This is a genomic window from Amaricoccus sp., from assembly GCF_017993425.1.
Lineage (GTDB): Bacteria > Pseudomonadota > Alphaproteobacteria > Rhodobacterales > Rhodobacteraceae > Amaricoccus.
This window is the reverse complement of sequence record NZ_JAGOMQ010000057.1, coordinates 1-19,103: the sequence shown is the minus strand read 5'-3', so window position 1 is coordinate 19,103 and position 19,103 is coordinate 1. Positions and strand designations below refer to the sequence as shown.

At 73.4% G+C, this 19,103-nt stretch carries 19 protein-coding genes and 1 tRNA gene; 12 read left to right on the top strand and 8 right to left on the bottom strand.

Annotated elements, in window-relative coordinates:
• Nucleotides 1-282: 282 nt before the first annotated feature.
• The 4 genes from KBB57_RS18375 to gpmI are packed head-to-tail and all read right to left on the bottom strand — an operon-like array spanning nt 283 to nt 4,873.
• A complete protein-coding gene (locus KBB57_RS18375) occupies nt 283-765 on the bottom strand; it encodes an RNA pyrophosphohydrolase (RefSeq protein WP_290753422.1) in 483 nt (160 codons plus the stop codon).
• A gap of 25 nt (nt 766-790) precedes the next feature.
• Nucleotides 791-2,170: a S41 family peptidase gene (locus KBB57_RS18370; RefSeq protein ID WP_290753416.1), complete on the bottom strand. Its 1,380-nt coding sequence runs from the start codon at nt 2,168-2,170 to the stop codon at nt 791-793.
• Between the two features lie 10 nt (nt 2,171-2,180).
• Entirely contained in the window at nt 2,181-3,353 is a 1,173-nt protein-coding gene (locus KBB57_RS18365; protein ID WP_290753414.1) for a peptidoglycan DD-metalloendopeptidase family protein, read from the bottom strand.
• On the bottom strand, nt 3,350-4,873 hold the full coding sequence (gene gpmI, locus KBB57_RS18360) for a 2,3-bisphosphoglycerate-independent phosphoglycerate mutase (RefSeq protein WP_290753411.1): 1,524 nt from the start codon (nt 4,871-4,873) through the stop codon (nt 3,350-3,352). Before gpmI ends, KBB57_RS18365 begins: the two co-directional genes overlap by 4 nt.
• A gap of 158 nt (nt 4,874-5,031) precedes the next feature.
• On the opposite strand from gpmI, the gene KBB57_RS18355 reads away from it, so the two are divergent.
• The 5 genes from KBB57_RS18355 (at nt 5,032) to KBB57_RS18335 (ending at nt 8,232) form a co-directional block, all read left to right on the top strand.
• A complete protein-coding gene (locus tag KBB57_RS18355; RefSeq protein WP_290753408.1) occupies nt 5,032-5,766 on the top strand; it encodes an SDR family NAD(P)-dependent oxidoreductase in 735 nt (244 codons plus the stop codon).
• Nucleotides 5,767-5,996: 230 nt separating this feature from the next.
• A complete protein-coding gene (locus KBB57_RS18350) occupies nt 5,997-6,509 on the top strand; it encodes a cold-shock protein (RefSeq protein WP_290753405.1) in 513 nt (170 codons plus the stop codon).
• A gap of 114 nt (nt 6,510-6,623) precedes the next feature.
• Nucleotides 6,624-7,136 (top strand): DUF192 domain-containing protein, encoded by a 513-nt coding sequence (locus KBB57_RS18345; RefSeq protein ID WP_290753403.1) that lies wholly within the window; start codon nt 6,624-6,626, stop codon nt 7,134-7,136.
• Nucleotides 7,137-7,188: 52 nt separating this feature from the next.
• Nucleotides 7,189-7,265, top strand: a tRNA-Pro gene (locus tag KBB57_RS18340).
• Nucleotides 7,266-7,377: 112 nt separating this feature from the next.
• Entirely contained in the window at nt 7,378-8,232 is an 855-nt protein-coding gene (locus tag KBB57_RS18335) for an EAL domain-containing protein (RefSeq protein WP_290753400.1), read from the top strand.
• Between the two features lie 14 nt (nt 8,233-8,246).
• On the opposite strand, the gene phaR is transcribed toward KBB57_RS18335, so the two are convergent.
• Nucleotides 8,247-8,831 carry a polyhydroxyalkanoate synthesis repressor PhaR gene (gene phaR / locus KBB57_RS18330; protein WP_290753397.1) on the bottom strand — a complete coding sequence of 195 codons (585 nt, stop codon included), beginning with the start codon at nt 8,829-8,831 and terminating at the stop codon, nt 8,247-8,249.
• A gap of 86 nt (nt 8,832-8,917) precedes the next feature.
• Between phaR and KBB57_RS18325 the strand changes: the two genes are divergently transcribed.
• The 6 genes from KBB57_RS18325 to ampH all read left to right on the top strand — a co-directional run bounded on the left by KBB57_RS18325 (nt 8,918) and on the right by ampH (nt 13,225).
• Nucleotides 8,918-9,115 carry a hypothetical protein gene (locus tag KBB57_RS18325; protein WP_290753395.1) on the top strand — a complete coding sequence of 66 codons (198 nt, stop codon included), beginning with the start codon at nt 8,918-8,920 and terminating at the stop codon, nt 9,113-9,115.
• Nucleotides 9,112-10,380 (top strand): alpha/beta fold hydrolase, encoded by a 1,269-nt coding sequence (locus KBB57_RS18320; RefSeq protein ID WP_290753393.1) that lies wholly within the window; start codon nt 9,112-9,114, stop codon nt 10,378-10,380. Before KBB57_RS18325 ends, KBB57_RS18320 begins: the two co-directional genes overlap by 4 nt.
• Before the next feature lie 98 nt (nt 10,381-10,478).
• Nucleotides 10,479-10,991, top strand: coding sequence for a DUF1269 domain-containing protein (locus KBB57_RS18315; protein WP_290753391.1), 513 nt, complete (start codon nt 10,479-10,481; stop codon nt 10,989-10,991).
• A 150-nt stretch (nt 10,992-11,141) separates the two neighbouring features.
• Nucleotides 11,142-11,378: a glycine zipper 2TM domain-containing protein gene (locus KBB57_RS18310; RefSeq protein ID WP_290753389.1), complete on the top strand. Its 237-nt coding sequence runs from the start codon at nt 11,142-11,144 to the stop codon at nt 11,376-11,378.
• Between the two features lie 13 nt (nt 11,379-11,391).
• Nucleotides 11,392-11,757, top strand: a complete 366-nt coding sequence (locus tag KBB57_RS18305) for an EF-hand domain-containing protein (protein WP_290753387.1) — start codon at nt 11,392-11,394, stop codon at nt 11,755-11,757.
• Nucleotides 11,758-12,082: 325 nt separating this feature from the next.
• Nucleotides 12,083-13,225, top strand: coding sequence for a D-alanyl-D-alanine-carboxypeptidase/endopeptidase AmpH (ampH, locus tag KBB57_RS18300; RefSeq protein WP_290753385.1), 1,143 nt, complete (start codon nt 12,083-12,085; stop codon nt 13,223-13,225).
• Here the strand turns inward: ampH and KBB57_RS18295 are convergent.
• On the bottom strand, nt 13,212-14,351 hold the full coding sequence (locus tag KBB57_RS18295) for a pyridoxal phosphate-dependent aminotransferase (RefSeq protein ID WP_290753419.1): 1,140 nt from the start codon (nt 14,349-14,351) through the stop codon (nt 13,212-13,214). The genes ampH and KBB57_RS18295 overlap by 14 nt on opposite strands.
• A gap of 184 nt (nt 14,352-14,535) precedes the next feature.
• Between KBB57_RS18295 and KBB57_RS18290 the strand changes: the two genes are divergently transcribed.
• The gene (locus KBB57_RS18290) at nt 14,536-14,880 is read left to right on the top strand and encodes a hypothetical protein (RefSeq protein WP_290753383.1); all 345 of its coding nucleotides are present in this window, start codon (nt 14,536-14,538) and stop codon (nt 14,878-14,880) included.
• A 735-nt stretch (nt 14,881-15,615) separates the two neighbouring features.
• Here KBB57_RS18290 and KBB57_RS18285 read toward each other — a convergent pair.
• Together KBB57_RS18285 and mfd are read right to left on the bottom strand one after the other, a co-directional pair.
• Nucleotides 15,616-16,803 (bottom strand): serine hydrolase, encoded by a 1,188-nt coding sequence (locus KBB57_RS18285; RefSeq protein ID WP_290753380.1) that lies wholly within the window; start codon nt 16,801-16,803, stop codon nt 15,616-15,618.
• Nucleotides 16,804-16,913: 110 nt separating this feature from the next.
• Nucleotides 16,914-19,103, bottom strand: a 2,190-nt coding sequence (gene mfd / locus KBB57_RS18280; protein WP_290753378.1) for a transcription-repair coupling factor, incomplete at its 5' end; no start/stop codon positions are given.

Genomic DNA, 19,103 nt, shown 5'->3' with positions numbered 1-19,103 from the left:
CGCTCGCCGGGGCAATCACGGACGGATTGCGCGCGACGGAGAAATCTGGACCCCCTACGGCTTACGCGCCAACGCGCTCCAGCCGTCGGCGCGGCGAAAGCCTTGCTTTCGCTTGTCGCGCCGCAGCCTCGCGGGCAGAGCCCGCTTCGGTCGGGGGGAGCGACGCGGGCTCGGGCGGCGACCGGCTCCTGTCGTGTAGTGTGAGGCGGCGGTGGCGCCCACACATCCGCCTCAAGCAAAATCAATGACTTGGTGAATTTTCACGCGTGAACAGCCCGCCGTTCACAGGCGGCCGCGGAAGGCCTCGAACACCGCGCGGTAGGTCGCCCGCTTGAAGGGCACGATCATCTCGATCAGCTCGTCCGGGGCCGCCCAGCGCCAGGTGCGGAACTCCGGCTCCGGCGTGGCGATGTCGATGAGGGCGTCGTCGCCGGTGAGGCGCATCAGGAACCAGCGCTGGCGCTGGCCGCGGTAGCGGCCCTTCCAGACCCTGCCGACCAGCTCGGGCGGCAGGTCGTAGTCGATCCAGTCCGGGGCCTCGGCCAGCACCTCCACCGCCGTGGCGGGGACGCCGGTCTCCTCGCGGAGCTCGCGGAGCGCCGCGGCGAGCGGGGCCTCGCCCGGGTCGATGCCGCCCTGCGGCATCTGCCAGGCCTCGGCGGTGGTGTCGAGCCGCTGCCCGGCGAAGACGCGCCCGGCCGCGTTGGTCAGCGCCACGCCGACGCAGGGCCGGTAGGGGAGCGCGAGGATCTCCGCCTCGGTCAGCGCGCGTCCGCCCTTGCCCATCGCCTCAGTTCTGGCTCGAGGCCTGCTCGCCCTCGCCGCGCTCGCCGTCGAGCACCGAGAGGCCGCGCAGGATGTCGATCGCGTAGGAGAGCTGGTAGTCCTCGGCGCGCAGCCGGGCGGTCTCCTCGCGGCGGGCGCGCTCCTCCTCCAGCGTCTTCTTCTCGTCCTCGGTCAGCGAGTCGTTGGTCAGCGAGCCACGCAGGTCGGCCTCGCTGCGCTGCCGGTTCGCGGTGGCGGAGGCGGCCGGCTCCTCGGGCTGGGCGGCCGCGGTCTCGACCGGGCGCGGGTCGACGATGATGTCGGGCGAGACGCCGAGCGCCTGGATCGAGCGGCCGGAGGGGGTGTAGTAGCGCGCCGTGGTCAGCCGGATCGCGCCCTCGCCCTGCACCGGCATGATCGTCTGCACCGAGCCCTTGCCGAAGCTCTGGGTGCCGACGACCACCGCGCGGTGATGGTCCTGCAGCGCGCCGGCGACGATCTCCGAGGCGCTGGCCGAGCCGCCGTTGATGACGACGACGATCGGCTTGCCCTTGGCGAGGTCGCCCGTGGAGGCGTTGTAGCGCTCGCTGTCGCGCGGGTCGCGGCCGCGGGTCGAGACGATCTCGCCGGAATCGAGGAAGGCGTCGGCGACGGAGATGGCCTGGTTGAGCAGGCCGCCGGGGTTGTTGCGCAGGTCGATGACGAAGCCCTTGACCTTGTCCATGCCGCCCGCGGCGTCGACCTGCTCCTTGAGCTGCTTCTCCAGCCCCTCGAAGGTCTGCTCGTTGAACGTGGTCAGCCGGAGCACGACGGTGTCGTCCTCGAGCCGGGAGCGGACCGCGGCGATGGTGATCGTCTCGCGCGTCAGCGTCACGTCGAAGGGCTCGGGCGTGCCCTCGCGGGTGATGGTGATGGTGATCTCCGAGCCGACCGGCCCGCGCATCATGTCCACCGCGTCGTTGAGGTTGAGCCCCAGCACGCTCTCGCCGTTGACGTGGGTGATGAGGTCGCCCGAGAGGATGCCGGCGCGGTCGGCGGGGGTGTCGTCCATCGGCGAGACGACCTTCACGAAGCCGTTCTCCTGCGTCACCTCGATGCCGAGGCCGCCGAACTCGCCCTTGGTCTGCACCTGCATGTCGTCGAAGTCGTCGGGCGGAAGGTAGCTCGAATGCGGGTCGAGCGACTGGAGCATGCCGTTGATGGCGCTCTGGATCAGCTCCTTGTCGGAGACCTCCTCGACATAGGAGCTGCGGATGCGCTCGAAGATGTCGCCGAAGAGGTCGAGCTGCTCGTAGACGCTCGCGTCGTCCTTGGCTTCCTGCGCGAGCAGCGGACCCGCGAACTGGGCGCTCACCACGAAACCCGCGACCGCGCCGCCGAGGCCGGCCAGAAACACCTTACGCATGCTGCTCGTCCTACCCGTTTGCGCCCGCGAACCACGGGGCCGGATCGACCGGCCCCTTCCCGTGGCGAAGCTCTATATACAGGGTCTCGGCGCCCGTCTCGCCGTTTCCGGCCTCGGCCAGCATCAAATATTCTTGGGCGTCGAGCTCGCGGCCGCCGAGAAGGCCGAGGAGATCGCCCGCGCGCACCCGCTCGCCGGCCTTCGTCTCCAGCGTGGCGAGCCCGGCGAGGACCACGAGCACGTCCGCCCGCGGCTCCAGCACGACGACGTAGCCGTATTCGAGGAACGGCCCCGCATAGCGCACTACCCCGTCGGCCGGGGCGACGACGAGCGACAGCGGCGCCGCCTCGACGACGAGGCCGGGCCGCCGGACGCCGGCGGAATCCTTCGCCTCGAACTCCGAGCGCAGCGTGCCCATCACCGGCCAGCGCAGCGGGACCGGCGCGGGCGCCGCCGCCGCCGGGCCGGAGAGCGCCGCCAGCCGGGCGGCGAGCGCGCTCAGGTTGTCGGCCTCGCGGGCGAACTCGGGCGGCGCGTCGCGGGCGGCGAGGCCGACCTGCATCGCGCCCTCCTGCTCGGCGGCGCGGTCCGCGTCGAGCGCGGCGACGAGGGCGGAGCGGCCGCGGGCGAGCCGGGCGAGGCCGTCGGTCAGCGCCGCGAGGTCCGCCTCCTCCTGCGCCTGCGCCGCCTCGAGCTGCCGGACCCGGTCGGCGAGCCCGCGGGCCCGCGTCTCCAGCGCCGGCTTCAGCCAGCCGATCAGCCGCTCGGCGCGCGCCGCCGCCAGCGGGCCGCCGGGATGCGGGGCCGGCGCGCCGTCGGCGGCGAGGCTCATCGCCTCCAGGGTGGCGAGCAGGCGCTGCACCACGCCGCGATCGGCGTCGAACGCCTCCGTCAGCGCGCGCTCGTTCTCGCCGGCGGCGCGCACCGAGCCGCGCAACGCGGCCAGCGCCGCCTCCTGCTGGCGGAGCGCCGCGACCAGCGCCGAGATCGCCGCGGGGTCGGCCGGGGCGGGGACCGCGCCGGGGGCGGCAATCTCACCGGCCGCGCCGGGCGCGGCAATCTCACCGGCCGCGACGGCGGCGATCGCCGCGTCGAGGGCGGCGGCCCTGTCCGGGCCGTTGGTGCCGGCGGGAGCCGGGGCGGCGAGGGCGAGGCCGATCAGGGCGAGGCCGAGGCGTCTCATGCCGCCTCGATCAGGCTCTGGCCGGACATCTCCGGGGGCTGCGGCAGGCCGAGGAGCGCCAGCAGCGTCGGCGCCAGGTCGGCGAGCCGCCCCCCGGCGCGCAGCCGCGCGCCCGGCGGGCCGCCGACGAGGATCACCGGGACCGGGTTCAGGGTATGGGCGGTGTGCGGCCCGCCGGTCTCGGGGTCGACCATCAGCTCGGCGTTGCCGTGGTCGGCGGTGACAATCATCGCCCCGCCGGTCTCCCCGATCGCCGCCAGCGCCTCGCCGAGCCCGCGGTCCACCGCCTCGCAGGCGCGGATCGCCGCGGCGAGGTCTCCGGTATGGCCGACCATGTCGGGATTGGCGAAGTTCACCACGATCAGGTCGTGGGCGCGCGAGCGGATCGCGCCGGCGAGCTGCTCCGTCACCTCGGCGGCCGACATCTCCGGCGCGAGATCGTAGGTCCGGACCTTCGGGCTCGGCGCCATGTAGCGCGTCTCGCCCGGGGCCGGCGTCTCGACGCCGCCGGAGAGGAAGAAGGTCACGTGCGGGTACTTCTCCGTCTCGGCGAGGCGGAACTGGGTCAGGCCGTGCGCGGCGACCCAGGCGCCGATCGGGTTGACGATCGGCTGGGCCGGGAAGACCGCCGGCATCAGCGCGTTCAGCCGGTCGGAATACTCGACCATGCCGAGCGTCGCCGACCAGGCCGGACGGCCGGTCACGGCGAAGCCGTCGAAGGCCGGGTCGACCAGCGCGCCGAGGATCTCGCGGGCGCGGTCGGCGCGGAAGTTCTGGAAGAACAGCCCGTCGCCGTCGCGCGCGCCGGCATAGCCGGCGATCGCCGTGGGGGTGACGAACTCGTCGGTCTCGCCGCGGGCGTAGCCCGCCGCGATCGCCTCGGCCGCGGTGGCGGCGGCGAGGCCCTCGCCGCGCAGGATCGCGGCGGCCGCCTTCTCCACTCGGTCCCAGCGCTTGTCGCGGTCCATGGCGTAGAAGCGCCCGCTCACCGTCGCGATGCGCGCGCCCGCGGGCAGCGCCGCCTCGAGCTCGGCGATCTGCGGGCCGGCCGATTGCGGCGGCACGTCACGGCCGTCGAGGAAGGCGTGGATCGCCACCGGCACGCCCGCCGCCACGATCGCCGAGGCGGCCGCGGCGATGTGGCGCTGGTGGGCGTGGACGCCGCCCGGCGAGGCGAGCCCGGCGAGATGCGCGACGCCGCCGGCGGCGCGCACGGCGGCGATGAAGGCGCCGAGGACCGGGCTCGCCGCGAAGCTGCCGTCGGTCAGCGCGTTGTCGATGCGCGGCAGGTCCATCCACACCACCCGGCCGGCGCCGATATTGGTGTGGCCCACCTCGGAATTGCCCATCTGCCCCTCGGGCAGGCCGACGTCCGGTCCGTGCGCGGCGAGGGTCGCGGTCGGGCAGGTCGCCCGGATGCGGTCGAAATTCGGGGTCCGGGCGAGCGAGACCGCATTCGCCTCGGTCTCCGGCCGGTCTCCCCATCCGTCGAGGATGCAGAGCACAACGGGACGCGCCATCGTTTCGTGGCCTTCTTCTGGTTCACTGCTCTCGCCCGTCGCCGATGTAACCCCAGCCCGGCCGCATTGCCAACGCCAAACTGCCGCCGGCGCCGCCCGGCGGCCCTTGATTGCGCGGCGCGCCGCCGATACCTCGGCCCTAGAACGGAGGCGAGCCCATGCCGGATCGACGCACGCTGCTCCTGACCGGCGCGAGCCGGGGCATCGGCCATGCCACGGTCAAGCGCTTCTCCTCGGCCGGATGGCGGGTCATCACCTGCTCGCGGCATCCCTTCCCGGAGGACTGCCCCTGGGAGATGGGCCCCGAGGACCACCTCCAGGTCGACCTCGCCGATCCGAACAGCGCCATGCAGGCGGTGGCCGACCTGCGCAGCCGCCTGCACGGCGGCCGGCTCGACGCGCTCGTCAACAACGCCGGCATCTCGCCCAAGGGGCCCGACGGCGCGCGGCTCTCGACGCTGACCACCGACCTGCGCGCCTGGGGGCAGGTCTTCCACGTCAACTTCTTCGCGCCGGTCATCCTCGCCCGCGGCCTCGCGGCGGAGCTGGCCGCGGCGAAGGGCGCCATCGTCAACGTCACCTCGATCGCCGGCAGCCGGGTGCATCCCTTCGCCGGCGCCGCCTACGCCACCTCGAAGGCGGCGCTCTCCGCGCTGACCCGCGAGATGGCCCACGACTTCGGCCCGATGGGGGTGCGGGTGAACGCCATCGCCCCCGGCGAGATCGACACCGAGATCCTCTCGCCCGGCACCGAGGAGCTCGCCAACGCGATTCCGCTGCGCCGCCTCGGCAAGCCGGAGGAGGTCGCGCGCACGATCTACTTCCTCTGCACCTCCGAGAGCTCCTACGTCTCGGGCTCCGAGATCGAGATAAACGGGGGCCAGCACGTCTGACGACATCGTGATCCACGCGCGGGGCGACCGGCGCTCGGCAGGAGATCAATCGGCGGTTGCAAATCATCAATGTCTCCCCATAAACAAGTTCATTGCTTGCGTTCTCACGAAATGGAGTCGATTATCCCGGCCGGGGTCGATTGCTGGATGGTTGTTCGGTTCTTGATGCCGCCTTTCGAGGCGTCACCGGAAACGGGGGCGTGTCCGGAAAAATCATAAATGTATGTGCGATGATGGTGCGTGGTCATGTGAAATGGTTCGACACTACGAAGGGATATGGCTTCGTAGTGGCCGAGGACGGCGGCGGCGACATACTGCTGCACGGGAATGTCTTGCGCGTCTTCGGGTTCTCCTCGGTCGCCGAAGGCGCCGAGATCGTCGTCAACGTCCAGCAGACGGAGCGCGGCCGGCAGGCGGTCGAGGTGGTCGAGATCGTGCCTGCGGCGACGCCGCCCGAGGCGGTCGCGGCGCTGTTCAACCCCGCCAACGGCCAGGCCTCCGGGCCGCTGCAGCCCGCCCGGGTGAAGTGGTTCGACCGGGTGAAGGGGTTCGGCTTCGTCAACGTCTACGGCAAGGCCGAGGACGTGTTCCTGCACATGGAGACGCTGCGCCAGTTCGGCTACGGCGAGGTGGTGGCGGGCGACGTGCTGGCCGTCCGGGTGACCGCCGGCCCGCGCGGGCCGATGGTCTACGAGGTCCGCAGCTGGGACTACGTGGCCCGGCAGGGCGCCGATGAGGTCTGACGGCCCGCCGGGCCGGGCCTCGTCCGGCGGCGCCGCTCTGCTCCGCACAGATCGCCGCCGGGGCGGCGCGTCGGATTCGTCTTTTATATCAACGCTCTACCCCCGTTATCACGCGTGTTAGCCGGCAGCCCCGCCCGCGGCGCCGCGCCGGCCGCCGGCCGCCGCGCCGGCGCGCTCCTGCTTCTCGCCCTCGCTGCCGGCCCCGCGGCGGCGGGCTGCGCGCCGGACGTCGTCGAGCTGCGCCAGGGCGCGAGCGTCATGCGCTTCCAGGTCGAGGTCGCCGACGACGACGCCGAGCGGGCCCGCGGCCTGATGTTCCGCGAGAGCCTGCCCCGCTTCGGGGGGATGCTCTTCGTCTACGACACGGCCCAGCCGGTGGCGTTCTGGATGAAGAACACCCTGATCCCCCTCGACATGCTGTTCTTCGACGCCTCGGGGCGCCTCGTCTCCGTCCACGAGAACGCCGTCCCCGGCGACCTGACCGCCATCCCGGGCCACGGCGACGTCCAGTTCGTGCTCGAGCTGAACGGCGGCGCGGCCGCCCGCCTCGGCATCGCCGCGGGGGCCGAGATGCGCCACCCCGCCATCCCCGCCGCCGGCGCCGCCTGGAGCTGCGCCGCCGGCTGAGGCCCGCCCCGGCCCTTCCCAGCGCCGGCCCCGCGCGCTAGAGCGTGCATGTCGGGGCGTGGCGCAGCCTGGTAGCGCGCTGGTTTTGGGTACCAGAGGCCGCGAGTTCGAATCTCGCCGCCCCGACCAGCAGACCCCCGGCCGCCGCGCAACCGGCGCAGGACGTCGCCGTTGACGAACATTTAAGGAACGTCTCGTTAGGTTAGCGGCGTCAGCATCCCCGCGAGGAGGTCCGAGCGCCATGGAACAGCAGCCCCCCAGCCGCGACCCCCTCGCCCGCCTCCGCGCCCTCGCCGCCGGCGAGGCGCCTGCCGGCCTCTCTCCGCTGGAATCGCGCGCCCGCGTCCGCTTCGCGGTCGCCCAGGCGCTGGCGCAGGGCCGGGTGATCTTCCACTACCAGCCGGTCGTGCGCGCCGACGCCCCGGGCTTCCCCGCCTTCTTCGAGATGCTGGCGCGGATCGCGCTGCCCGGCGGCCGCACGCTGCCGGCGGCGGCGTTCCTGCCGCATGTCGAGGGCGGGCCGCTCGGCCGCGCCATCGACCTCCTCGCGCTCGAGGCCGCCCTCGCCGCGCTCGCCGCCGACCCGACGCTGCGGCTCTCCGTGAACATGTCGCCGCTCTCGATGGGCGACGCCGACTGGCTCGCCGCCATCGCCGCCGCGGCCGCCCGCGACCCCCGCGTCACCGCCCGGCTGATCGTCGAGGTCACCGAGACCGCCGCCCTCGTCGACCCCGGCCTGACGCGCGACTTCATGGACCACGTCCGCGGCTTCGGCTGCGCCTTCGCGCTCGACGACTTCGGCGCCGGCGCGACCGGCTTCCGCCACTTCCGCGACTTCCGCTTCGACATGGTCAAGATCGACGGCGCCTACGTGCAGGGCGTGGCGCGCTCGGCCGATTCCCGGGCGCTGGTCGACTGCCTCGTCCGGCTCGCCCGGCACTTCGACATGACCGTGGTGGCCGAGCGGGTCGAGTGCGACGCCGACGCCGACTGCCTGCGCGCCGCCGGCGTGGACTGCCTGCAGGGCTACCGCTACGGCCGCCCCGCCGCCCTGCCGGCGATGCCCCCGGCCGAGGAGCGCCGCCGCGCGGGCTGACCGCGCGGCCCCGCTCAGCCGTCCTTGACCAGCTTGTTCAGCTGCTGCTGCATGGCGGCGAGCTGCTCCTTGAGCTCGTCGAGCTCGACGTCCTTGGCGGCGATCCGCCCCGGCGCGCCCTTCTGCATCCCCGCGGTGAACGGCGCGAACATGCGCATGGCGTTCTCGAACCACTCCATGTTGGTCCGGGCCAGCGCCTCGAAGTTCGCCAGCGCCGGATTGGCCTCGAAGGCCTTCTGGACCTGCTCGCGCATCCGCTCCTGGTTCTTCGCGAAGGTCTCCATCGAGGCGTCGAGATAGCCCGGCACGAAGCCCTGCAGCGTGTCGCCGTAGAGGCGGATCAGCGAGCGCAGGAAGTTCGCGGGCAGCATGGTGTTGCCCTCCTTCGCCTCTTCCTCGAAGATGATCTGCGCCAGCACGCCGCGGGTGATGTCCTCGCCCGTCTTGGCGTCGTTGACCACGAAGTCCTGCCCCTCGCGCACCATCTGGGCGAGGTGGTCCAGGGTCACGTAGCTCGATTTCGCGGTGTTGTAGAGCCGCCGGTTGGCGTACTTCTTGATGATGATCGGCTCGTCCGCCACGTCGTCCTTATCGGTCAAGCGACTGTCTCCTGCGAGGGGCGGTCCCTTCCGCCACATTAGCGAGACGGGATGAGATGGCGCAACCGATTTCCGCAACTGCGAAAATGCCCGCGGAGGGCGCGGCTTCGCCCGACGCCGACGCCCGGGCCGAGGACCCTGCGCGGCGGGCGGCGGCCTATGTCGATCTCTGGGAGCGCCACCTGATGCATCTCGCCGCGCAGGGCGCGCCGCTGCCCCGGCCGCCGGACCGGCCGGCCGCGCAGGCGACGCGCCCGCCGACGGGCCCGGCGACCGACGAATGACCGCCCCGCACCGACGCGGCGAGCCGAGCCCGCTCGCCTTCCACCTCTCCACCGCGCTCGCGGCCTACGCCCAGGCGCTGCTCGCCGCGCCCCGCGCTCACGAGGCGAGCTTCCCCTGGAGCCCGCACCTCGCCGCCGAGGCCGCGGCGCTCGGGCCGGACCTGGACCGGGTCGCCGTCGCCCGCGAGATCGGGGCCCGCCTCTCGGCCATGCTGCGCGGCGTCGAGGCCTGGCAGGCGCATCCCTATCGCCGCGTCCTCGCCGACCCGCCCGTCGTCTGGTCGGCGGGGGGCGCCCGGCTCCTCGACTACGGCCAGGCGCCGGAGGCGACCGATCCGGACGGCCCGGCCGTCCTCGTCATCCCGAGCCTGATCAACCGCGCCTACATCCTCGACCTCGACCGGCCCTGGTCGATGCTGCGCTGGCTGGCCGGGCAGGGGCTGCGGCCGCTCCTGCTCGACTGGGGCGCGCCGGGCCGGGCGGAGGCGGGCTTCGCCCTCGACGACTACGGCGCCCTCCGCCTCGAGCCGGCGCTCGCGCAGGCGCGGGCGCTGAGCGGCCGGCCCGTGGCGCTGATCGGCTACTGCATGGGCGGCACGCTGGCCGCCGGGCTGGCCGCGCGCCGCCCCGAGGGGATCGCGGCGCTGGCGATCCTCGGCTCGCCCTGGGACTTCGTCTCGGCCCGCGGCTTCGCCGGCCAGCTCCGCGCCATGGTGCGCGCCTCCGGGGCGGACCGGATCGAGCGCCAGCTCGACACGCTCGGCGAGGCCTTCGGCTTCGTGCCGGTCTCGACCTTCCAGGGCCTCTTCGCGCTGGTGAGCCCGGTGCAGGCGACGCTGAAGTTCCAGCGCTTCGCCCGCCTCGACCCGGCGAGCGCGGCGGCGCGCCACTTCGTCGCCCTCGAGGACTGGCTCGCCGACGGCGTCGCCATGCCCGCGCCCGCCGCGAAGAACCTGCTGGTCGACTGGCAGATCCACAACGCCACCGCCGCCGGCCGCTGGCGCTTCCTCGGCGCGCCGGTCGATCCGGCCGCGATCCGCGCCCCCGCCCTCGTCGTCGCCGGCACGCGCGATTCGATCGCGCCGGCCCCGCTGGCGCTGCCGCTGGCGCGCGCCATTCCCGGCGCCCGCGCCCTGGAGCCGCGCGCCGGCCATGTCGGCATGATCGTCGGCAGCCTCGCCCTCGAGGAGGTCTGGCGTCCGCTCGCCGCCTTCCTCCACGCCCACGCCGCGCCGGCGGCGCGCGCCTCCTTCCCGGCCGCGTGAGCCGCCGCGAGCCGCGATTGACAGCCGCCCGAGCCCGCGGGTAACCCGGACGCGCCCGGCCGGAGCCGGCGCCCCCGCAGGGAAGGAGCACCCGCGAAATGGCCGACCTGATCGCCGTCGTCTTCGAATCCGAGGCCAAGGCCGAGGAGGTGAGGAACAAGATCCTCGAGATGAGCAAGGACTACCTGATCGACATCGGCGACGCCGCGATCGCGGTGAAGACCGCCGACGGCAAGGTCAAGCTCAACCAGCTGATGAACACCACCGCCGCCGGCGCGGCCGGCGGCAGCTTCTGGGGCCTGCTGATCGGCGTCCTCTTCCTCAACCCGCTGGTCGGCGTCGCGGCCGGCGCCGCGGGCGGCGCCATCGCCGGCGCGCTGACCGACGTCGGCGTGAACGACAAGTTCATGAAGGAGCTCGCCGCCCACGACATCCAGCCGGGCGAGGCGGTGCTCTTCGTCCTCGTGAAGCGCGTCACCGGCGACAAGGTGCTCGAGCAGCTCAAGGGCGTCGGCGGCCGCATCCTGCAGACCTCGCTCGACCACACCCGCGAGGAGGCGCTGCGCAACGCGCTCGCCGGCCACGTCGCCGCCGCGGCCCCGCAGGCCTGAGCGCGCCGATCCGCCGAGGGCGGCGCGGTCCCCCGCACGGGGCTGGACCGCGCCGCCCGGCGACGCTACTCTCCGCCCCCGCACGCAGCGGCGCCCGGACGCGCAAGATCCGGGGGGTGCGGCGGCACGGGCAGATCACGAGGTGAAGGAATGAAGCTGAGACCCGCATGGGCGGCCCTCGCCGGCGCCGCCATCGCGCTGTCGGCATGCGCCGACATGACGCCGGAGCAGAAGCACGAGATGGGCTGCGTGGCGGGCACCGCCAGCGGCGCGGTGCTCGGCGGCCTCGCCGGCTCGCTGATCGGCGGCGGCACCGGCCAGCTGATCGCCACCGGCGCCGGCGCCGCGATCGGCGGCTTCGCCGGCAACCGGCTCACCTGCGGCTGAGGAGGACACCGACATGCGCAGGACCCTGACCCTCGCCGCCGCGACGCTCGCGCTCTCCGCCGGCCTCGCCGCCGCCCAGGACGCCGCCGCGCCGGCCGCGGGCGTCACCGACGCCCAGCTCGCGGCGGTCGACACCGACAAGGACGGCGCCGTCAGCCAGAACGAGTTCGTCGGCGCGCTGACGAAGATCTTCAAGGCCCTCGACGCCGACGCCAACGGCGCGGTGACCTGGGCCGAGGCCGAGGGCAAGCTCGCCCGCGAGCACTTCGACGCCTTCGACGCCAACAAGGACGGCAAGGTCACGCCGCCCGAGGTCGACGCGCAGGCGAAGTCCGACTTCGCCGCCGGCGACCAGGACAAGGACGGCGCGCTCAACTGAGCCCGCCCCGGCCGGCCCCCCATCGCGGGGCCGGCCTTGCCGGCCTCCTCGCCTTTCCGCGCGATCCCGTCGGTTTCCCGGCGACCGCGCTCGCCGCGCCCGGGCGCGGCCCGCACCGGACGGCCGCCGCGGCCCGGGAAAGCTGGCCACGCCTCCGCCTTCTCCCTTTCCGCACGATTCCATCCGCTTCCCCGCGACCGCGCTTGCCGCGCGCCGCGCCGGCGCCGCACACTCCCGCCGCCCGCACCGGCCGGCCGGCAGCCGCGGCCCCCGCGGCGGGCGTTTGCGTGACGTCCCCCGTCGCGCCCTGCCGGGAGAGCCCGCGATGACCTGCGCCCCGAGAACCCTAGCCGCCCTGCTCGCGTGCGCCTGCTGGGCGGCCTCGCCCGCCGCGGCCGAGGACCGCCTGCTTGACGAGACGGTGAATTTCTCCGGCGCGATCGCCTGGCTCGGCTCCGGCGCGCCCGGCATGATCCTCGGCGCGATCCGCGACGGCGAGACCGCGGTGGCGGGCTTCGGCGAGGCCGCCGACGGCTCCGGCCGCGCGCCCGACGGCGACACGCCGCTCCGGATCGGCTCGATCTCCAAGGCCTTCTGCGGCGACGTCGCCGGCGGCCTCGCCGTCGAGGGCAAGCTGCGCCTGACCGACCCGCTCGCCGCCCATCTCCCCGGCTGGACCGTGCCGGAGAAGGACGGCCGCACCCTGCGCCTCATCGACCTCGCCACCCAGTCCTCCGGCCTGCCCCGCGAGGTCCCCAACCAGACCGGCGGCACGCCCGAGGATCCCTTCGCCGGCAACACGCTTCAGCTCTCGCAGAAGGAGCTCGCCGCCGACCCGTTCCTGTTCGCCCCGGGCACGGGCGCGCTCTACTCCAACTGGGGCTTCGACCTCCTCGGCGCCGCGCTCGGCCATGCCGGCGGCAAGCCCTACGCCGAGCTGCTCGCCGAGCGCATCCTCGCGCCGAACGGCATGATCGAGACCCGGTTCGACCTCGCCCCCGGCGACGAGGCCCGCGCCATGCAGGGCCACGACTTCGACGGCTCGCCGATGCCCTTCGCGCCGACCCCCGAGACCATCCAGTGCGCCGGCGGCCTCTACACCACCGCGAACGACATGCTGAGGTGGCTGGCCTGGCACCTCGACGACCGCTCGGCCGAGGACGCCGAGTGGCGGCGTATGCTCCATGCCGGCTGGCTCTGGCGCGACGGGCTCTCGCCGGTCTCCGGCCTCGACGACGGCGGCGAGATGGCGGCGATGGGCCTCGGCTGGGTCGCGGTCGCGCCGGAGGGGAACCAGCCGATGCTCCTGCAGAAGACCGGCGGCCTGCAGGGCATCTTCTCCTACGTCGCCATCGTGCCGGCGCGGCGCACCGGCGTCTTCATCGCCATGAACCGGTTCAGCGTCGCCGGCTTCCCCGGCATGGTGGAGATGGCGAACGAGCTGGTCAGCTCGCTCACCCCGCGCTGACCCGCGCGGCCGCCAGCGCCTGCGGCAGGACCTCGGCCAGCACGTCGAGGTCGGCGGGGCGCCCCGCGCTCACCCGGATGCAGCGGTCCTGCGGCGCCACGAACGGCATCCGCACGAACACCCCGCGCTCGACCAGCCCGCGCAGCACCGCGCGGGCGAAATCCCCGTCGCGCCCGCAATCGACGGCGACGAAGTTCGTCGCCGAGGGCAGCGCCGCCAGCCCCTCCGCCGCGGCAATCGCCGCGATCCGCGCCCTGGCCGCCGCGACCTCGGCCCGGACATGGGCGAGCCAGCCGGCGTCGGCGAGCGCCGCCAGCGCACCGGCCTGTCCGATCCGGTTCACCCCGAAATGGTTCCGCACCCGGTCGAAGGCGGCGATCAGCCCCGGCTCGCCCAACGCGTAGCCGACCCGCGCCCCGGCGAGCCCGTGCGCCTTGGAGAACGTCCGCATCCGGATGACCCGCGCCTCGGCCATGTCGAGCGGCGGAACCACGCCCGCCGGCGCGAAATCGGCATAGGCCTCATCGAGGCACAGCACCGCCCCCTCCGGCAGCCCGGCGGCCAGCGCCTGCACCTCCGCCGCCGACCGCCAGCTCCCCATCGGGTTGTCCGGGTTGGCGAGGTAGACGAGCCGCGCCCCCGTCGCCCGCGCGAGCGCCAGCAGCGCCTCCGGGTCCTCGGCGTCGTCGCGATAGGGCGCGGCGTGCAGCACGCCCCCGAAGCCGGTCACGTGATAGCCGAAGGTCGGATAGGCCCCGTGCGAGGTCACCACCGGATCGCCGGGCGCGACCGTCAGCCGCACCAGGCAACCGAGCAGCCCGTCGATCCCCTCGCCCAGCGTCACGCTGGCCATGGCGACCCCGTGATACGCCGCGATGGCGGCGCGCAGCTCCCAGCCCTCCGGGTCGCCGTACATCCACGCGCCCGCCGCCGCCTCGGCCATCGCCGCCACCGCCCGCGGCGACGGCCCGAACACGCTCTCGTTCGCCCCGAGCCGCGCCCGGAACGCCGCCCCCCGCGCCCGCTCCTGCGTCTCGGGCCCGACGAACGGAACCGACGCCGGCAGGCTCGCCGCCAGCGCAGTCAGCCGCGCCGTAGCCCTCGCCGCCGGCTCCTTCCAGCTCACATCCGCCACATCCGCCTCCCCTCTGCGCGCGGCGGCGACCCTAGCGCCGCGCCCCCGGCGCCGCCAGTCCGCTAACCAACCGGCGCAGCGCGGCGCCGCGCCCGGCGACGCCTGTGCGATCCTGCCCTCGGGGTGGCGACGATTCGATACGAATGTGCCGGATCGCAACGGGGAGGCGCGGGCGATGGAGCGGAGCTTTCGGCATGGCGTGGCGGGTCTCGCCCTCGCCGCCACGTTGGCCCTCCCGGGCATGGCGGCGGCCGAGGCCTATCGCGGCAAGGCCGCGCAGGCGCTGCGCTGCGCCGCCTATGTCGGCATGACGGCCCATCTCATGCGCGAGGCGGGCGAGATCAGCCGGACGGACTACGACACCCTGCAGGACTTCGCCGTCCATCTCCTGATGGAATGGGTGCCCTCGGACGATCCGATGCCCGCCTACCGCGCCGCCCTCGACGAGCTGTCGACGTCGGGCGAGACCTACCGCCGGTTCGTGAGGCACGCCGACTACTGCATCGCGACCTTCGGCTGACCCCGGACCGCCGCCCGCCCTCGCCCTTGCGCGACGGAAGGTGATGGACCCCGACAGACCGGCCTCGCGCCCTCGCCGCGGCGCGAGCGCGAGGCGCCTCCCCGGGCTCCGCCCGGAGGCCCTTGCAGGGCGGGAGGCGAGGGCCCCGACAGACCGCCCCCGCGCCTTGGCGGGACAGGTGGGCGAGGGGCCCGCCCACGCAATAATGCACACTCCACGACGCCTGCCTGCTGGATCACGGGGCGCGCGCGCCGAGCGACCGAAGCGGGCTTGCCCGCGAGGCCCGGCGCGACAAGCGAAAGCATTGCTTTCGCCGCGCCGACGGCTGGAGCGCGGTTGCGCGCGGAAGCCGTGAGGGGCGCAGATTTCTGCGGAAGCGCGCAATCCGTCCGTGAGCGCCCCGGCGAGCGCGGAATCGCGCTCGCCCCCCGAGGGGCGATCGCGGACGGATTTGCCACGGGTCAAATCCGTCTGGCGTCACGCGTCGCGACCTGCTTCCGGCCGGGCTTCGGCTCCACTGTCGTGCAGTGTGGCAATAATGTTGCTGATTTTTTATTCTCATTCAGATTCAGACGGTTGCCCCATGTCCTACTGTGGGACATTTCCTCGCATCCGCCACGGGGCTCCGTCCGGGCGGTCTGCGAAAGCCGCGGGCGTCCAGAACCGAGGCCGCGAGGCGCCCTCCGCCCCTCCCGCTTGCGGACATCACCGGCCGCGATCGAGCCCCGTAGCCGCCTATCTCGCCGCATCCAGCGGCGAGAAGGCGTAGATCTCGTCGAGCGCCTTCACCATCAGGGTATTGGCGGTAGGGGCGCCGTCGAGATCGAGCGTCAGGTTGGTCCAGATGACCAGCGTCACGTCGTTGACCGGATCGCGGCCCATGAAGGACTGGTACCCGGGCATCTCGCCCTCGTGGTAGTAGATCGTGTTCGAGCCCCAGCCGAGCGTCAGGATCCCGAAGCCGTATTTCTGCATCGCCGGCTCGCCGGGGACCGGGGCCTCCGGGCTCTCCAGCCACTGCTTCTGGAATGCCGCGTCGAGCGCCCGGCCGCCGACCAGCGCCTCCATCCAGGTCGCGAGGTCGTCCGCCGTCGAGATCACGCCCCCGGCGGCGAAATAGGCCGACGGGTTCTGCCACGTCGCATCCTCGGGCGCGAGCGCGCCCGCCTTCGCCGCCGCCACGAGCTCCGCCGGATAGGGCGCATCGACCAGGGCGTAGCCGGGGCCGCCGTAGATGTAGCCATGCGCCAGCGGCTCCGGCAGGGCGACGGAACCAGGCGCCGGCAGCGCGGTGTCCCGCATCCCGAGGGGCCTGAACAGGCGCTCCCGGAAGACCGCCGCCAGCGGCTTGCCGTCGACCTTCTCGGCGACGAGCCCGAGCAGGTAGTAGTTGGTGTTGTTGTAGGCGTAGGCGGCCCCGGGCGCGAACGCCGGCGGCCGCGCGAAGGCCATGCCGAGCACCTCCGCCGCGGTCCAGACCTTGCCCGGGTCCGCATCGAGGCTCGCCGCCAGCTCCGGCGCGTCGGTGAAGTTGAAGAGGCCCGAGCGCATGGTCAGCAGCATCCGCAGGGTGATCCGGTCGCCCTCCGGCACGCCCTCGACATAGGCCGAGACCGGGTCGTCGAGACCGAGCCGTCCCTCCTCCGCCATCTGCACGATGACCGCCGCCGTCATGGTCTTGGTATTCGAGGCGGCGCGGAAATGCGTGTCCGCGCGCGGCGGGTCGGCCTTGCCGAGCTCGTTCGTGCCGTAGCCGAAGACCACGTCGCCCTGCGGCGTCGAGAGCAGGAACATCGCGCCTGGCAGGCCGAGCTCCCGGGCGAGGCCCTCCATCTCCCGCTTGAGCTCCGCCGGATCGATGACCTTCAGCCCCGGCGTGTCCGCCGCCGCCGTCCCGCAGGCCACGACAGCCGCGGCCGCCACGATACCCCTCCGCATCCGGCCCTCCCTCGCCCGGTCGACCCCGGCGAGATTGCCTGAAACCTGTGCCCCTGTCTGCGGCGACCGGCGCCCCGACCGGCGCCCCGACCGGCTCAGGCGCTCGCCCTGGCCGCCTTCGCCGGCGGCGCGGCGAGCTGCGCGAGATCGCGCGCGATGGCGAAGGCGCCGACCAGCCGCGCCCGGTCGTCGGCCCAGTCGCGGCGCAGCACGATGCGGTTGTCCTTGATCTTCGCCGCGCCCTTCTGGTCCTGCAGGAACTGCACCAGCCCGGCCGGATTGGCGTAGCGGTCGCCGTGGAACGTCACCGTCGCCCCCTTCGGTCCGCCGTCGAGCCGCGCGATCCCGGCCCGCTTGCACAGCGCCTTGATCCGCACCACCGTCATCAGCGTGTCGACCTCGGCCGGCAGCGGCCCGAACCGGTCGATCAGCTCGGCCGCGAATCCCTCCATCTCGACCTTCTTCTCCAGCGCCGACAGCCGCCGGTAGAGCCCGAGCCGCACGTCGAGGTCGGGGACATAGGCCTCCGGGATCAGCACCGGCACGCCGAGGTTGATCTGCGGCGACCATTCGCCCTCGTCGGCCATCTCCACCTCGCCGGAGCGCAGCTTGGCGATCGCCTCCTCCAGCATCTCCTGGTAGAGTTCGAACCCGACCTCGCGCACCTGCCCCGACTGCTCCTCGCCGAGGAGGTTGCCGGCGCCGCGGATGTCGAGGTCCTGCGAGGCCAGCGTGAACCCCGCCCCGAGGCTGTCAAGCGCCCCGAGCACCCGCAGCCGCTTCTCCGCCTGCGGCGTCAGCTTCTTGCGCGGCTCGGTCATGAAGAACGCATAGGCGCGCAGCTTCGACCGCCCCACCCGCCCGCGGATCTGGTAGAGCTGGGCGAGCCCGAACATGTCCGCCCGCTCGACGATCAGCGTGTTCGCCGCCGGGATGTCGAGCCCGGACTCGACGATCGTCGTCGAGACCAGCACGTCGTACTTGCCGTCGTAGAAGGCGTTCATCCGCTCGTCGAGCTCGGTCGCCGCCATCTGCCCATGGGCGACGACGAAGCTCACCTCCGGCACGTTCTCCCGCAGATACGCCTCCACCTCGCCGAGATCGGCGATCCGCGGCACGACGTAGAAGCACTGCCCGCCGCGATACCGCTCGCGCAGCAGCGCCTCGCGCACCGTCACCGGGTCGAACTCGCTCACATAGGTGCGGATCGCCAACCGGTCGACCGGCGGCGTCGCGATCAGGCTCAGCTCCCGCACCCCCGACAGCGCCATCTGCAACGTCCGCGGGATCGGCGTCGCCGTCAGCGTCAGCACATGCACGTCCGAGCGCAGCGCCTTCAGCCGCTCCTTGTGCGCCACCCCGAAATGCTGCTCCTCGTCGATGACGAGCAGCCCGAGACTGGCGAAGCGCACCCCCTTCGCGAGCAGCGCGTGGGTGCCGACGACGATCTCCACCTTCCCCCGCGCCAGGTCGTCCCGCGTCTCCGCCGCCTCCTTGGCCGAGACGAAGCGCGACAGCTGCCGCACCCGGATCGGCAGGCCGCGGAACCGCTCGGAGAAGCTCTTGAAATGCTGCCGCGCCAGCAGCGTCGTCGGCGCGATCACCGCCACCTGCACCCCCGACATCGCCGCGACGAAGGCCGCCCGCAGCGCCACCTCGGTCTTGCCGAAGCCGACGTCACCGCAGATGAGCCGGTCCATCGGCTGACCGCTCTCCATGTCGCCGAGCACGTCGGCGATCGCCGCAAGCTGGTCCTCGGTCTCGGCATAGGGAAACCGCGCGCAGAACTCGTCCCAGACGTGGTGCTCCGGGGGCGTCAGGATCGCGCCCTTGCGGAGCGCCCGCTCCGCCGCCACCCGGATCAGCCGCTCCGCCATGTCGCGGATGCGCGCCTTCAGCCGCGCCTTCTTCGCCTGCCACGCCCCGCCGCCCAGCCGGTCGAGCAGCCCCTCCTCGTGCCCGTAGCGGCTGAGCAGCTCGACGTTCTCGACCGGCAGGTAGAGCTTGTCGCCGCCCGCGTACTCGATCCGCAGGCATTCATGCGGCGCGCCCATCGCGGTGACGGTCTCGAGCCCCTGGTAGCGCCCGACCCCGTGGTCGACATGCACGACCAGCTCGCCGGCTGAGAGCCCCGCCGCCTCGACGAGGAAGTTCTCCGCCCGCCGCCGCCGCCTCGGCGCCCGGATCAGCCGGTCGCCGAGCACGTCCTGCTCGGCGATCACCGTCAGCCCCTCGGCCTCGAAGCCCCGCTCCAGCGGCCACACCGCCAGCGCGAGCCCGCCCCC

Coding starts and splice junctions, on each gene's coding strand:
- ampH (WP_290753385.1), top strand. CDS start 12,083: ATGACCTGCGCCCCGAGAACCCTAGCCGCCCTGCTCGCGTGCGCCTGC.
- KBB57_RS18290 (WP_290753383.1), top strand. CDS start 14,536: ATGGAGCGGAGCTTTCGGCATGGCGTGGCGGGTCTCGCCCTCGCCGCC.
- KBB57_RS18365 (WP_290753414.1), bottom strand. CDS start 3,353: ATGAGACGCCTCGGCCTCGCCCTGATCGGCCTCGCCCTCGCCGCCCCG.
- KBB57_RS18310 (WP_290753389.1), top strand. CDS start 11,142: ATGAAGCTGAGACCCGCATGGGCGGCCCTCGCCGGCGCCGCCATCGCG.
- KBB57_RS18350 (WP_290753405.1), top strand. CDS start 5,997: ATGATGGTGCGTGGTCATGTGAAATGGTTCGACACTACGAAGGGATAT.
- KBB57_RS18305 (WP_290753387.1), top strand. CDS start 11,392: ATGCGCAGGACCCTGACCCTCGCCGCCGCGACGCTCGCGCTCTCCGCC.
- KBB57_RS18315 (WP_290753391.1), top strand. CDS start 10,479: ATGGCCGACCTGATCGCCGTCGTCTTCGAATCCGAGGCCAAGGCCGAG.
- KBB57_RS18320 (WP_290753393.1), top strand. CDS start 9,112: ATGACCGCCCCGCACCGACGCGGCGAGCCGAGCCCGCTCGCCTTCCAC.
- gpmI (WP_290753411.1), bottom strand. CDS start 4,873: ATGGCGCGTCCCGTTGTGCTCTGCATCCTCGACGGATGGGGAGACCGG.
- KBB57_RS18370 (WP_290753416.1), bottom strand. CDS start 2,170: ATGCGTAAGGTGTTTCTGGCCGGCCTCGGCGGCGCGGTCGCGGGTTTC.
- KBB57_RS18325 (WP_290753395.1), top strand. CDS start 8,918: ATGCCCGCGGAGGGCGCGGCTTCGCCCGACGCCGACGCCCGGGCCGAG.
- KBB57_RS18335 (WP_290753400.1), top strand. CDS start 7,378: ATGGAACAGCAGCCCCCCAGCCGCGACCCCCTCGCCCGCCTCCGCGCC.
- KBB57_RS18355 (WP_290753408.1), top strand. CDS start 5,032: ATGCCGGATCGACGCACGCTGCTCCTGACCGGCGCGAGCCGGGGCATC.